General features: G+C 69.6%; 13 protein-coding genes. 6 read left to right on the top strand and 7 right to left on the bottom strand.

The genetic code is table 11. From position 1 onward, the window contains the following. The first annotated feature begins 31 nt into the window (after positions 1-31). Positions 32-421 carry a hypothetical protein gene (locus IF67_RS44780; RefSeq protein ID WP_051817884.1) on the top strand — a complete coding sequence of 130 codons (390 nt, stop codon included), beginning with the start codon at positions 32-34 and terminating at the stop codon, positions 419-421. Between the two features lie 42 nt (positions 422-463). On the opposite strand, the gene IF67_RS0111075 is transcribed toward IF67_RS44780, so the two are convergent. Then, positions 464-934, bottom strand: coding sequence for a GNAT family N-acetyltransferase (locus IF67_RS0111075; RefSeq protein ID WP_030984582.1), 471 nt, complete (start codon positions 932-934; stop codon positions 464-466). 241 nt (positions 935-1175) lie between these two features. Here IF67_RS0111075 and IF67_RS0111070 point away from each other — a divergent pair, with 241 nt between their 5' ends. The 5 genes from IF67_RS0111070 to IF67_RS0111055 all read left to right on the top strand — a co-directional run bounded on the left by IF67_RS0111070 (position 1176) and on the right by IF67_RS0111055 (position 5723). Beyond that, positions 1176-2435, top strand: a complete 1260-nt coding sequence (locus IF67_RS0111070; RefSeq protein WP_030984581.1) for an ABC transporter substrate-binding protein — start codon at positions 1176-1178, stop codon at positions 2433-2435. A gap of 92 nt (positions 2436-2527) precedes the next feature. Further along, positions 2528-3511: a carbohydrate ABC transporter permease gene (locus tag IF67_RS0111065; RefSeq protein WP_030984580.1), complete on the top strand. Its 984-nt coding sequence runs from the start codon at positions 2528-2530 to the stop codon at positions 3509-3511. Between the two features lie 6 nt (positions 3512-3517). Then, positions 3518-4354 carry a carbohydrate ABC transporter permease gene (locus tag IF67_RS0111060; protein ID WP_030984579.1) on the top strand — a complete coding sequence of 279 codons (837 nt, stop codon included), beginning with the start codon at positions 3518-3520 and terminating at the stop codon, positions 4352-4354. A gap of 99 nt (positions 4355-4453) precedes the next feature. Beyond that, on the top strand, positions 4454-4594 hold the full coding sequence (locus IF67_RS43650) for a hypothetical protein (RefSeq protein ID WP_158713070.1): 141 nt from the start codon (positions 4454-4456) through the stop codon (positions 4592-4594). A gap of 181 nt (positions 4595-4775) precedes the next feature. Next, the gene (locus IF67_RS0111055; RefSeq protein ID WP_030984578.1) at positions 4776-5723 is read left to right on the top strand and encodes a TauD/TfdA dioxygenase family protein; all 948 of its coding nucleotides are present in this window, start codon (positions 4776-4778) and stop codon (positions 5721-5723) included. Positions 5724-5858: 135 nt separating this feature from the next. On the opposite strand, the gene IF67_RS0111050 is transcribed toward IF67_RS0111055, so the two are convergent. The 6 genes from IF67_RS0111050 to IF67_RS0111025 form a co-directional block, all read right to left on the bottom strand. Then, positions 5859-6704 carry an ArsR/SmtB family transcription factor gene (locus IF67_RS0111050; protein ID WP_030984577.1) on the bottom strand — a complete coding sequence of 282 codons (846 nt, stop codon included), beginning with the start codon at positions 6702-6704 and terminating at the stop codon, positions 5859-5861. Positions 6705-7317: 613 nt separating this feature from the next. Then, positions 7318-10098, bottom strand: a complete 2781-nt coding sequence (gene ppdK / locus IF67_RS0111045) for a pyruvate, phosphate dikinase (RefSeq protein WP_234341053.1) — start codon at positions 10096-10098, stop codon at positions 7318-7320. Between the two features lie 308 nt (positions 10099-10406). Further along, positions 10407-10619 (bottom strand): hypothetical protein, encoded by a 213-nt coding sequence (locus IF67_RS0111040; RefSeq protein ID WP_030984575.1) that lies wholly within the window; start codon positions 10617-10619, stop codon positions 10407-10409. 42 nt (positions 10620-10661) lie between these two features. Beyond that, positions 10662-11234, bottom strand: a complete 573-nt coding sequence (locus tag IF67_RS0111035; protein ID WP_030984572.1) for a hypothetical protein — start codon at positions 11232-11234, stop codon at positions 10662-10664. A 65-nt stretch (positions 11235-11299) separates the two neighbouring features. Then, complete coding sequence (locus IF67_RS0111030) at positions 11300-11875, bottom strand: MarR family winged helix-turn-helix transcriptional regulator (protein ID WP_078889374.1); 576 nt, start codon at positions 11873-11875, stop codon at positions 11300-11302. A 410-nt stretch (positions 11876-12285) separates the two neighbouring features. Continuing rightward, positions 12286-12864, bottom strand: a complete 579-nt coding sequence (locus IF67_RS0111025) for a TetR/AcrR family transcriptional regulator (protein WP_030984562.1) — start codon at positions 12862-12864, stop codon at positions 12286-12288. Between the last annotated feature and the right edge of the window lie 54 nt (positions 12865-12918).

The raw sequence follows: 12918 nt of genomic DNA, 5'->3' as shown, positions 1-12918 counted from the left end.
GTCTTTGCGTTCGGCCCGGGGATCGAGTGCGATGACAGCGGAAAGCGCCGTGGCGCGCGTCGAATCGTGGCTGGAGGAGCCACACAGGCTGTACGAAACGTTTGCGATCCGCGGTGCCGCAGGCGCCGGGAAAACGCGGCTGCTGCAAGGCTTGGCGGACCGCATTCCGGATGCCGCTCCGGCGACCGTCGAGGAAGCGTTGGCGATAGCCCGCACCAGATTCCGGCCGCTCTGCCGCGGTGGCACCCCTGCATCCGTGCACATCCAGGAATTCGACATCGGCTTCCTCGCCTACGCCGTGTTCCCACCCACCGAGCCTCGTTCGTTCGGCGGCAGTCACCTCGTCATCTCCAAAGCCGACGGGCGACTTACCTTTGTTCCCGATCACCCGCCACATTCTGCGATGACCTCTACCGCATGAGAGTCGCCGTGCCGCCCCGGCGTTCGGGCGGCCCAGGTGCTTTCAGGCCAGCTCGTCCGCGAGCAGGTCCATCAGCAGCCCGTCCGCCCAGCCACCCGTCCGGTAGTCGCGGCCGTACGCACGCATGATGCCCACCGGTTTGAAGCCGGCCTTGCGATAGCTCCGGATCGCGGCGGTGTTATCGGCGGCCGGGTCGATGGTCAGCCGGTGGTGGCCGCGCTCATGGATCAGCCACCGCGCCAGCGTGCGTACGGCATCGGTGCCGAGGCCCTGGCCGTGCCGCTTCGCCGTGAGGAAGATGTCGATGCCGGCGTGCCGGAACTCGGGGTCGGTCTCCTCGGAGAACTGGATCGCTCCGATGACCTCACCGTCGAAGAGGACGGCGTGGGGGACGTTCGCGGTGCGCAGCCGGGCCGAGACCTCCCAGCCCACCGTCGACTTGCCGACGCCGGCCCGTCCGCCGATGAGCAGTAATTCTGCGGATGTCGGTGCAGGTCTCTCCGACTGGTTCATGGAGGCAGGGTGGCAGGGTGCGGCTGCCCACACGACCTGTTTTCCCTTGTGGTCAGGCGTCCACCGGTGTGGTCCCAACGCGTCGCCGGACCGTAGGGAGAGGGAACCGGAGCCGGGCTCACCGGCCCACCCGTTTCGCAGAGATGCAATGCACGCTTCACGCCCGTGCGGCAGAGTGGACGGTCGCACCGTCGGTGATCGACGATCACCGGGAGGTTACGAGCGCAGGGGGCGACGTGCCATGACGGAGATCGACAGGCGGAGGCTGTTGGCGGCCGGCGGTGGGGTCGCCCTGGCCGCGGGGCTGGCGACGGCGTGCGGTTCCAACACCGGGCGGGGTGGCGGTGGTTCGGGGCCTGAGATCAGCCAGTGGTACCACCAGTACGGCGAGACCGGCACCGAGCGGGCCGTGAAGCGGTATGCCGCCGCGTACAAGAAGGCCGGGGTGCGGGTGCAGTGGCGGCCGGGGGATTACGACCGGCAGGCGGCGGCCGCGCTGCTCACCGACTCGGGGCCGGATGTCTTCGAGGTCAACGGGCCGCTGCTGGACCAGATCCAGGGCGGGCAGGTCGTCGATCTGACGGCCGAGGTCGAGCCGGTCAAGGACGACTTCCACCAGGCCGTGCTGGCGCCGAAGATCTGGCAGGACAAGATCTGGGGCATCCCGCAGGCCGTGGACATGCAGGTGCTCTATTACCGCAAGAGTCTGTTGAAGAAGGCCGGGGTGCAGCCGCCGCGGACCCTCGATGAGCTGGTGGACGGGGCGAAGAAACTCAGCGACAAGAAGACCAAGGGGCTGTTCCTGGGGAACGACGGCGGGGTGGGGGTGCTCGGTGGGACGCCGCTGTTCGCCGCGGGGCTGAGCCTGATCGGTGAGGACGGCAAGGCCGGGTTCGACGATCCGGCCGCGGCGCGGGCGCTCGGGAAGATCCGGCAGTTGTACGCGGACAAGTCGTTGCTGCTGGGGGCGCCCACGGACTGGTCCGATCCGGCTGCGTTCATCCAGGGGCTGACCGCCATGCAGTGGTCAGGGCTGTGGGCGCTGCCGCAGATCAAGAAGGCGCTGGGGGACGACTTCGGGGTGCTGCCGTTCCCGAAGGACGGGAGCGGAGGGAAACCGTCCGTTCCGGTGGGCGCCTACGGCTCCGCGGTCAGCGCGCGGAGCAAGCGCAGGTCGGAGGCGAAGGCCTTCGCGAAGTGGCTCTGGGTGGACCGCACCGACTTCCAGCAGGACTTTGCGCTGTCGTACGGGTTCCACATTCCGGCGCGGATCTCGCTGGCGAAGAAGGCCGAGCAGTTGCAGTCCGGCCCGGCGGCGGACGCGGTCCGGTTCGCGACCGATCACGGCTATGCCGAGCCACTGTTGTGGACGACCGCGGACCGTACCGCCTATCAGGACGCACTGAGCCGGATCATCAAGGACGGCGCCAACCCGGAGAGTGAGCTGAAGACGGTGGTGCGCAAGGTCAACGCCGAGCTTCAGCGGGTCAGGAAGAAGTGACGGCGGAAGGGACCGAAGAAGCGGTCGAAGGGGCGGACGGAGGGCCGGACGGAGCGCCGGGCGGAGGGGCAGCCGGAGGGCCGGTCGGCGACGTGGCGGCCGGCAGGGCCGCGGCGGCCCCGGGCGCCGGACCCCGCTCGCCCGGCGCCCGCTCGCCCGGCGCCCGATTGCTCGGTCCGCAGCGGCGGAACCTGTGGTTCTGGGTCTTCGTCGGACCGTTCGCGATCGGGCTGGGCCTGTTCACGTACGTGCCGTTGGCGTGGAGCGTCTACCTGAGCTTCTTCGACGCGCACAACACGGTGAGTCCGGCCGGGCCGGACTTCGTCGGGCTGGGCAACTACGCGACGATGCTGACCGACGGCGCGTTCCTCGGAAGTCTCGGCACCTTTGCGCTGTTCACCGTCTTCATCGTGCCGGCCACCTACGCGCTCTCGCTCGCGCTCGCGCTGATGGTCAACCGGCTGCGCTTCGCCCAGGCGTTCTTCCGCTCGGTGTTCTTCCTGCCGACGGCCTGCTCGTATGTGGTCGCGGCGGTGATCTGGAAGCTGTCGATCTTCAACGGAGTGCGGTTCGGGCTGGCCAACACCGTGCTGGGGTGGTTCGGCGCGGACCAGACCGCCTGGCTGTCGACGACCGATCCGCCCTGGTACTGGCTGGTCATCGTGACCGTACGGCTGTGGCTCCAGGCCGGTTTCTACATGATCCTCTTCTTGGCGGGGCTCCAGCGGATCTCGCCGCAGTTGTACGAGGCGGCGGCGGTGGACGGGGCGCGCCCCGGCTGGCAGACCTTCCGCCACATCACCTTCCCGCAGTTGCGCGCCACATCGGTGGCGGTGGTGCTGCTACTGGTGATCAACGCGTTCCAGGCGTTCGACGAATTCTACAACCTGCTGAGCGACGCGCGCGGCTATCCGCCGTACGCCCGGCCGCCGTTGGTCTATCTCTACTACACGGCCCTCGGACGGGATCAGAACCTCGGGCTGGGCAGCGCGGGTGCGGTGATCCTCGCGCTGATCATCGCGGTGGCGACGGTGGTGCAGGCCCGCTGGTTCGGCCTCGGCCGCAAGGAGGAGTGAGCACCGATGCATCACGCGCTGACCAGGGCCGGGCGCGCCCTGCGGGTGGTCCTCCTGATCGTCCTCGCGCTGCTGTTCCTGATTCCGTTCTATCTGCTGGTGCGCAACGGCCTGGCCACGGAACGGGACATCACGGCACCCGGCTGGACGCTCTTCCCGCACACGCTCCAGTGGTCGAATCTCACCGAGGTGTTCCGGGACCCGAACCTCCCGCTGGGGCGGGCGCTGCTCAACTCCACGCTGATCGCGGTGTCGACGACGATCGGTACGGTGCTGCTGGCCTCGCTCGCGGGCTACGGCCTGGCGCGGATCCCGTACCGGCACGCCAATGTCGTCTTCTACGCGGTCCTGGGGACGCTGATGGTGCCGGCGGCCGTGACGTTCGTGCCGAGCTTCGTCCTGGTGTCGACGCTCGGGTGGATCTCCACACTGCGCGGGCTGGTCGTCCCGACGCTGTTCAGCGCGTTCGCCTGCTTCATCTTCCGGCAGTACTTCCTGGGCTTCCCCAAGGAGCTGGAGGACGCGGCGCGGGTCGACGGGCTCGGTTACTGGCGGACGTACTGGCGCGTCGTGGTCCCCAACGCCCGCCCGGTCTTCGCCGCCGTCGGCACCATCGTTTTCATCGGGGCCTGGAACGCCTTCCTGTGGCCGCTGGTGATCGGGCAGGACCAGGAGGCCTGGACGGTGCAGGTGGCGCTGTCGACGTTCACCACCGCGCAGAACCTCAATCTGCATGAGCTGTTCATGGCCGCGGCCGTGTCGATCGCCCCGCTGGTGGTGGTCTTCCTGCTGCTCCAGCGGTACATCGTCGCGGGGGTGGAGCGCAGTGGGATCGATGACTGACAGGTGATGACTGCCGGACTGAGCACTGCCGGACTGAGGACTGCCGGATCGAGGACTGCCGGATTGAGGACGCCTGCATGAGGGGGTACGGTGCGTGGCATGAGCACGCACCTGTACGTCCGTGAGGCGGAGTCGCGCGACCGCGGCCCCCACGGCGAGTGCGCGCCCCGCGGCCTGAGCTTTCTGCGCCGCCGCGGCCGGGTGGGATCTCCCCCGGCCTGTTGTTTCTGTACGTCCTGACGCCTTCGCGCGCCGACGTCCGGCGGACGGTGGTCCGACGGCCGCGTCCGCCTCGGCTGCACGACGCTTCCCACCGCCATGCGATGGCCTCACCATTTCCCCCGCCTCCCCTTCGCCCCGCCTCCCCTTCGCCCCTTTCCCCCCTCCCCCCGTCTCCCTCTCTCGCCTTCAGGAGGACCAGTTGACGACTCTCGTCGATTCCGCGGCTCCGTCCACCCCCGCCCTGCGCCCCCACCGCATTCCTGCCGACGGGCTGTACGAAGGGCAGCGCACCCTGCGCCGGACGCCCGACGGCTGGGACGACCGGCCGTACGAGCGCTTCGAGGCCGTGCCGCAGGCGGCCACCATCGGGGCCGAAATCCGTGGGCTGGACCTGTCGCGCCCCCTGGACGACGGCCTGCGCGCGGAGCTGAACCGGGCGTTGCTGGAGTGGAAGGTGCTGTTCTTCCGCGGGCAGCATCTGAGCTCCGGGGCGCAGCGCGAATTCGCCCGCAATTGGGGTGAGCTGGAGACCAACCCGTTGCTGGCACGGGGCGAATCGAAGGATGTGGTGCGGTTCGACAAGGCCGTCGGCGGGGTCACGACGTTCGAGAACGTATGGCACACCGATGTCACCTTCCGGGAACGGCCCGCGCTGGGTGCGGTGTTGCAACTGCGTGAGGTCCCGCCCAGCGGTGGCGACACGATGTGGGCCGATATGGCCGCGGCATACGACAATTTGCCTCCGGAAATCCGGGCACGGATCGACGGGGCGCGGGCGGTGCACGACTATCTCCCGGGTTTCGCGCGCTTCTACTCCGCGGCTCAACTGGCGCCATTCCAGGAGGAGTTCCCTCCGGTTGAGCATCCGGTGGTGCGCCGGCACCCGGAGACCGGGCGGCGGATGCTGTTCGTCAACGCCTCCTTCACCACCCGGATCGTGGGCCTGGAGGAGGCGGAGAGCGACCGGCTGTTGCGGCTGTTGTTCCAGCAGGCACAGGTGCCGGAGTTTCAGGTGCGGTGGCAGTGGCAGGCGGGGGATCTCGCGTTCTGGGACAACCGCGCCACCCAGCACTACGCGGTGAACGACTACGGGACGCACCGCCGGGTCGCCGAACGCGTCGCCATCGCGGGCGATCGCCCCTACTGACCGGCGGACTCGGGTACGTCCTGCCGCCGGCCGGGGTGTAACCGCCCGGCTGGACGTGCCCCACGGGCCCGGCGACATGGCCGACGCGCGGCCGGCCGCGGGGGCGCCCAGGCCGGCCGCGCCCGCCGCTCCCCCTCACCCCAGACGTTCGTACGCCGCCGCCTCCGCCGGGCGCGCACCGCGCAGCAGGGCCGCGCCCAGCGGGGTGAGGGTGTGCAGCACCGCGTTGCCCTGCCGCAGGGTGACCAGCAGGCCGGCATCGCGGAGCACCGTCGCATGCTGGCTGGCGGAGGCCAGCGAGACATCGGCGCGGCGGGCGAGCTCGCTGGTGGTGCAGCCGACGCCGATGCCCTGGAGTATCTCGGAGCGGGTCCGGCCGACGAGCCGGCCGAGGGAACGTTCCGGCGGGACCTGCGGTGAGAGCCTCGGCGACTGGTGTTCCACGGGGTAGACCAGCACGGGCGTCAGTTCCGAGTTGTGGAAGGTGACGGGGGTGCGGCGGCAGAAGTACGACGGCAGCAGCAACAGCCCCCGGCCGCCGAGGTGGAGATCGCGGTCCACCGGATAGTCGACCTCCAGGACCGGCGGGCGCCAGCGCATCATCGGCGAGAGCGAGGCGAGCAGCCGGTCCGCGCCGCCGTCCAGCAACGCCCGGCCGCGGGCCGCCCGGTCGGCCTCTATCCGGCTCTGGACGCGCGGCCAGTGCGGGGCGACGGCCGCCTCGTAGTAGCGCTGGAGGATCCCGGCGAGCCGGCCGAGGGCACGGGCGTCCCCCTCGGCCATCGCCCGTATCCACGACGGGAACGGGCGGGCGGCCGTGGAGAGCCGGGCCAGTTCCTCGTGCAGCCGGGCGGCGGGCGTCTCGCGCAGCGCGGCGAGCGCGTCGGTCATGCCGAGGAGCCCTTCGGCGGGCGTCAGGAAATCGGGAAAATACCCGCGGGTGGGCACGAGCGGCGCCAGCAGTCGCGCTTCGCCATTCAACCTTCCACGTGTTTCCGATCGCCATTTGCCGAACGCCGAATCGTCCCGTCGGTCGCGCAGCCGGTGAAAGCTTAAGACGGTCTCCCACAGTGCGTCCGGGCGTGCCGCAATGCGCACACGGGCCAGATCGAGTCCACTGAAATGGACGCGTAACACCGAACCCCCACCCCTGGTTTCCTCAGTCGGCCCCCGGCACGCCTGAGTATGCACGCCAACACGCGCGGTCACCATGCCCTTTTGGCCAGACTTGAAAGTGGTCGCGCCACCGGGCGGGCGCGAGGAATGCTTGTACTCAATTCAGCGGCGGCGCGAACGGACCGGATTGCTCGATCCCGTGGGGGGTGATGGGCAACCACCCGGCCGCTCGGCAGCCCCGCTGAAGGCCGCACCCCGCGCCGACCGGGGTGACGGCAGCTCCCGAGGGGGGAGTCCGGAGAAAGACGAGGGCGGCACCTCCGCACAGGTGCCGCCCTCGTTCGGGTGCCGGAACCGACAGCCAGGCGGCTGAGGGTGTGCCCTGCCGCCGGCTCCGGTGGTCCTTCAGGTCACCGCAGGCGCACTCGGCGCCCACGGTGACCGGTGGGATCAGCGGTTGCCACTGCCCCTGGTGCGATCAGCGACTGTCGCTGCCCTTGGACTCCGCGGCCGCGCGGCCCGCCTCCAGGCGTGCGACCGGGATGCGGAACGGGGAGCAGGAGACGTAGTCCAGGCCCACCTCGTGGAAGAAGTGGACCGACTCCGGGTCGCCGCCGTGCTCGCCGCAGACACCGAGCTTGAGGTCCGGGCGGGTGGCCCGGCCGGCCGCGGCGGCGTTGCGGACCAGGGAGCCCACGCCGTCCTTGTCGATGGTCTCGAACGGGCTGACGCCGAAGATGCCCTTCTCCAGGTACGCGGTGAAGAAGCTGGCCTCGACGTCGTCGCGGCTGAAGCCCCAGACCGTCTGCGTGAGGTCGTTCGTACCGAAGGAGAAGAAGTCGGCGGATTCGGCGATCTGACCGGCCGTGAGGGCGGCGCGGGGCAGCTCGATCATCGTGCCGAGGGTGAGCTTGAGGTTGACGCCGTGGGCCTTCTCGACCTCGGCGATGACCTGCTCGGCCTCCTCGCGGACGATCTCCAGCTCCTGGACGGTGCCCACCAGCGGAATCATGATCTCCGCACGCGGGTCGCCCTTGGCGTTCTTGCGCTCGGCGGCCGCCTCGGCGATCGCACGTACCTGCATCGCGAACAGCCCGGGGATGACCAGGCCCAGGCGGACACCGCGCAGACCCAGCATCGGGTTCTGCTCGTGCAGCTTGTGCACGGCCTGGAGGAGCCGCAGGTCGTTCTCGTTGGCGTCCTTGCGGGCCTCGGCGAGCGCGACGCGCACCGACAGCTCGGTGATGTCGGGCAGGAACTCGTGCAGCGGCGGGTCCAGCAGCCTGACCGTCACCGGCAGTCCGTCCATCGACTCGAACAGCTCGATGAAGTCGGCCTTCTGGAGCGGCAGCAGCTGGCTGAGCGCCGCGTCCCGGTCGCTCTCGGTGTCGGCCAGGATCAGGCGCTCGACCATCTCGCGGCGCTCACCGAGGAACATGTGCTCGGTGCGGCACAGGCCGATGCCCTGGGCGCCGAACCGGCGGGCGCGGGCGGCGTCCTCGGCGTTGTCGGCGTTGGCCCGTACGCGCAGCCGGCGTACCCGGTCCGCGTACGCCATGATCCGGTGGACGGCCTTGACCAGCTCGTCGGCGTCGTCGGCGCCGGCGTGCATCCGGCCCTCGAAGTACTCCACGACGGGGGACGGCACGACCGGCACCTCGCCGATGTAGACCTTGCCGCTGGAGCCGTCGATGGAGACGACGTCGCCCTCCTCGATGACGGTCCCGTCCTGGGTCGTCATCTTGCGGGACTTGGTGTCGACCTCCAGCTCCTCGGCGCCGCAGACACAGGTCTTGCCCATGCCGCGGGCGACGACGGCGGCGTGCGAGGTCTTGCCGCCGCGGGAGGTGAGGATGCCCTCGGCGGCGATCATGCCGTTGAGGTCGTCGGGGTTGGTCTCCCGGCGGATCAGGATGACCTTCTCGCCGGAGCGCGACCACTTGACGGCGGTGTACGAGTCGAAGACGGCCTTGCCGACCGCGGCGCCCGGGGAGGCGGCGATGCCGCGGCCGATCATCTCGGACTTCGCGCCCAGGTCGAAGCGGGGGAACATCAGCTGCGCCAGCTGCGCACCGTTGACCCGCTGGAGGGCCTCGGCCTCGTCGATCAGACCCTGGTCGACGAGCTGGGTGGCGATCCGGAAGGCGGCACCGGCGGTGCGCTTGCCGACCCGGGTCTGGAGCATCCACAGCTTGCCGCGCTCGATGGTGAACTCGATGTCGCACAGGTCCTTGTAGTGCGTTTCGAGCGTCTCCATGATCTGCATCAGCTGGTCGTACGACGCCTTGTCGATCTGCTCCAGGTCCGCGAGCGGGACCGTGTTGCGGATACCGGCGACGACGTCCTCGCCCTGCGCGTTCTGGAGGTAGTCGCCGTAGACGCCCTGGTGACCGCTGGCGGGGTCGCGGGTGAAGGCGACACCGGTGCCGGAGTCGGGGCCGAGGTTGCCGAAGACCATGGAGCAGACGTTGACCGCGGTGCCGAGGTCGCCGGGGATACGCTCCTGGCGGCGGTAGAGCTTGGCGCGGTCGGTGTTCCACGAGTCGAAGACCGCGCGCACGGCGAGGTCCATCTGCTCGCGCGGCTCCTGCGGGAAGTCGCGGCCGGTCTCCTTGGCGACGATGTCCTTGAAGTGCCCGACCAGGCTCTTGAGGTCGGCCGCGTCCAGCTCGATGTCGACGCGGATGCCCTTGGCCTGCTTGGCCTCCTCCAGCGCCTCCTCGAAGAGCTCGCCGTCGACGCCCAGCACGGTCTTGCCGAACATCTGGATGAGGCGGCGGTAGGAGTCCCACGCGAAGCGCTCGTCGCCGGCCTGCGCGGCGAGGCCGGAAACCGACGCATCGGAGAGGCCGATGTTGAGGACGGTGTCCATCATGCCGGGCATGGAGAACTTTGCCCCGGAACGGACCGAAACAAGCAGCGGGTCATCGGCCTGGCCGAGCTTCTTGCCCATCTTCTGCTCAAGGGCGTCGAGGTGCTCGGAGACCTCGGCACGCAGTGCCGCGGGCTCGCTGCCGCTGTCGAGGTAGACCTTGCAGGCTTCGGTGGTGATGACGAAGCCGGGAGGGACGGGAAGTCCCAGGTTGGTCATCTCGGCGAGGTTCGCACCCTTGCCGCCTAGCAGGTCCTTGAGGTCCTTGTTGCCCTCGGTGAAGTCGTAGACGAACTTCGCGGACGAAAGCTGGGTTACGTGGGGATCTTGTGTTTCCGGCACGGCACTGACTCCTCGCCGACGGGCTGCCCTGACGGCGAGGAACATACCCAGATCGAAGGCGTATGGGTACGTCCACTTGGTCGACATACCTGTGTAACCAGTCGTCCGCCAGCAGATCGAAAGTGATCACGCATTTGGAAGACCGTTCAACACCTGAATGCACCACTCCGCTACGCATTCAAAATGACCTAGATGTGCTACGCACTGCGACGAATGGAGTAATCAGTCGAACACATGAAGCGTGGCACCCGGTGCCACCATTGGAGAGATGGAGTCCCGCGCGAGACGCTCATATGAGCGCGCCCCCTATCAAGGGTGGCGAGAATCACGCGCTCATGTGTGACGGGGTCCCATCATTTGGACCCTCTCCAGCTCCTCGATCGACCACCTGATTCGAGGAATGCGTCCACCAGGGCGCGCGCCCGCTGCCGTACGGCCGGCAGATCAGCCCGCAATTCGGCCACCCACCGCGCCGGGTCGACCCCGACCTCAGCCGCGACCGCCTCCCCGTCCTCCTCGAACCGGGCCTGCCACACCTCCGGCGTCAGCTCCGGAGGGAGCTGCACCCCGATCAGGATCAGGCCATGGTTCCCGGGCCGCCGGAAAGCTCACTTCCCCCTCCGGGGTCGTATACCGCTCGCCGGCTCGACGAGCAGCTCGTCGAGCTCATAGCACCGCTCGGCCGGCCGCTCGCCTGCGTAGCCCGCGGTGGACGGATAGTCGTGGACGACGGCCAAGGCGCGCAGGCGGGGCGCCTTCCTCCTGTGCAGAGCCCGCAGCCTCAGTAGAGCCCACAGCCGCAAAGGGAAAGGCGCCCGGCGGGGGTGTCCCGGCCGAGCGCCCTTCTCATGTGGAGGCGGCGACTGGTGGTAGTCAGCCACCCACCACTTGCGGCTGGTGCGGTGGCCCGGGGTGCAGACCACGTGGCTCTTCGCCGTCACCTTGAGGAAGCAGCGCGCGACGGGGTTCCCGTAGACGGTCTTGTCCCCGTCATGGAAGGAGCCGACGCTCCACGACAGGGACCACTTCCGCCCATCGGCATTGCACGCCTTCGCGTAGACGTAGCCGCCGGTCGGCTTATGCGCCGTCAGACACGGGCCCCAGGTGGAGCTGGAGGCCGCCGAAATGATCTGTTCGCCGGGATTGGGCGCCCAGTTCTGCTCCGGTCGCCGGTGCGGCACTTCACTGCCGTGACCCGCTTGTCGAAGCCGTTGCCGCCTCCCGCCTGGCGAGTCGGACGGGTCCCCTACCCCTTGGCCCGTCGTCCGCTCCGTCGCGGACGGGGGTCCTGGCCGTCCAGCAGCTCCAGCCGCCGGCCCTCGCCGCGGGCCTCGACCTGCACCACGATCCGGCCCAGCAGATCCGCCAGGTCCAGTGCCTCGTCGTCGCTCAGCCCCTCGGTGACAAAGGCTTCTTCGGCGTTGAACTCCGGGAAGACCCGGGTCATCAACCGCTCGCCCTCGGGGGTGAGCGCGAGCAGGGCGAGCCGCCCGTCGGTCGGGTGCCCCTTGCGCTCCATCAGGCCTCGGGCCTGGAGGGTGCGGGCGACGCCGGTCAGCGTGCCCTTGGAGATACCGGCCTCCTCGGCGACCCTGCGGGTCTCCCCCTCGCCCCGGACCCACACCACCCACAGCACGACGAAGGAGGTCCAGGTCAGCTCGGCGTCGCGCAGTACGGAGTTCTCGAAGTGCTGCCGTACGGCGGCCGCGGCGCGGTAGATGCCGGCGACCGCGGCCATCCGCTCGTGGCGCACGGGGAGGTCACCGAGCTTGGCCCGGACGGCCTTCTCCGTGTCCCCGAGGGAACCGCGCCCGCTCACCACAGCATCTCCCTCGGCCTCGCCGGTCCCGCGCGTCCTGTACCGGGACTCGCGCACGGTCGTTACCCGAACTCGTGCGCAGCCATTACCGGAACCCGTGCACGGCCGTGGGCACTGCCGCACCACGCGCCGTGCACCACGCGCCCCGCACGGAACGCTCCGTACGGGCTCAAACGGTATCGCGAACCATACCGGTATGCCCGCATTCGCTCACCGGCGCGCCCTATGCACCTAGGGCGCGTATCGGGCCGTGATCGATGATCATCGCGGCTTCCGGGGCGGGTGCCCGTCTGGGGTGCGGGGCCCGGCGGTCTGCGGCTGCGCCGTGTGGGTGCGAGTGGCCGGAAGCGGTGCCGCGGGCAGGCAGCGGCGGGGCCCGGGGGTCCCGGCTGCGTGCCCGCCGGGAGGGTGTGTCAGACCATGGCGAGCCGCTCCACCAGCAGCTCCACCCTTGGCTCGGTGTCCTCCGGCGGCAGACGTCCCGCCCGGGTCAGGGTCGCCAGCCCGTGCAGGGACGCCCAGAACACCTCGGTGAACAGCCCCGGGTGGACGCCGTCCCCAGCGACCTCGCCCAGGCTCTCCAGCAGCGCGGCGAAGGCGTCCTTGAGAGGTTCCGGGGTGTCCTCCTTCGCGAACGCCAGGCCGCCGTCGAGCTGGAACATGGCGTCGTAGACCGCCGGGTTGCGTTCGGCGAAGTCGAGGTAGGCGCGGGCGAGGGCGGTGACCCGCTCGCGCGGGCTGTTCGCGCGGGAGGCCGCGGCACGCACCGCCGCGGCCATCTCGGCGGCGCCCTGGAGGGCGACGGCGCCGATGATCTCCCGTTTGCCGCGAAAGTGGCTGTAGAGGACGGGCTGGCTGTATTCGATGCGCTCGGCGAGCCGGCGGGTGGTGACCGCGTCCCAGCCCTGCTGCTCGGCGAGTTCGCGGGCCGTCGCCAAGATGAGGCGTTCGCGGGCCGCCCGTTCGCGCTCCTTGCGTTCCTGTACCGACATGATTAGATCCTAGCACCGCTAGACATGCGAGCGGCAGCAGTACTAGCGTTGCCA

Origin of the sequence: Streptomyces sp. NRRL S-1813, from assembly GCF_000719605.1 — a bacterium.
In the GTDB taxonomy this organism is placed as follows: domain Bacteria; phylum Actinomycetota; class Actinomycetes; order Streptomycetales; family Streptomycetaceae; genus Streptomyces; species Streptomyces decoyicus.
This window is presented reverse-complemented; position numbering and strand designations above follow the sequence as displayed.

What these genes read in the sequence shown, in the direction of transcription:
- IF67_RS44780 (WP_051817884.1), top strand. Translation starts at nt 32, where the DNA reads ATGACAGCGGAAAGCGCCGTGGCGCGCGTCGAATCGTGGCTGGAGGAG.
- IF67_RS0111075 (WP_030984582.1), bottom strand. Translation starts at nt 934, where the DNA reads ATGAACCAGTCGGAGAGACCTGCACCGACATCCGCAGAATTACTGCTC.
- IF67_RS0111070 (WP_030984581.1), top strand. Translation starts at nt 1,176, where the DNA reads ATGACGGAGATCGACAGGCGGAGGCTGTTGGCGGCCGGCGGTGGGGTC.
- IF67_RS0111060 (WP_030984579.1), top strand. Translation starts at nt 3,518, where the DNA reads ATGCATCACGCGCTGACCAGGGCCGGGCGCGCCCTGCGGGTGGTCCTC.
- IF67_RS43650 (WP_158713070.1), top strand. Translation starts at nt 4,454, where the DNA reads ATGAGCACGCACCTGTACGTCCGTGAGGCGGAGTCGCGCGACCGCGGC.
- ppdK (WP_234341053.1), bottom strand. Translation starts at nt 10,098, where the DNA reads ATGTTCCTCGCCGTCAGGGCAGCCCGTCGGCGAGGAGTCAGTGCCGTG.
- IF67_RS0111025 (WP_030984562.1), bottom strand. Translation starts at nt 12,864, where the DNA reads ATGTCGGTACAGGAACGCAAGGAGCGCGAACGGGCGGCCCGCGAACGC.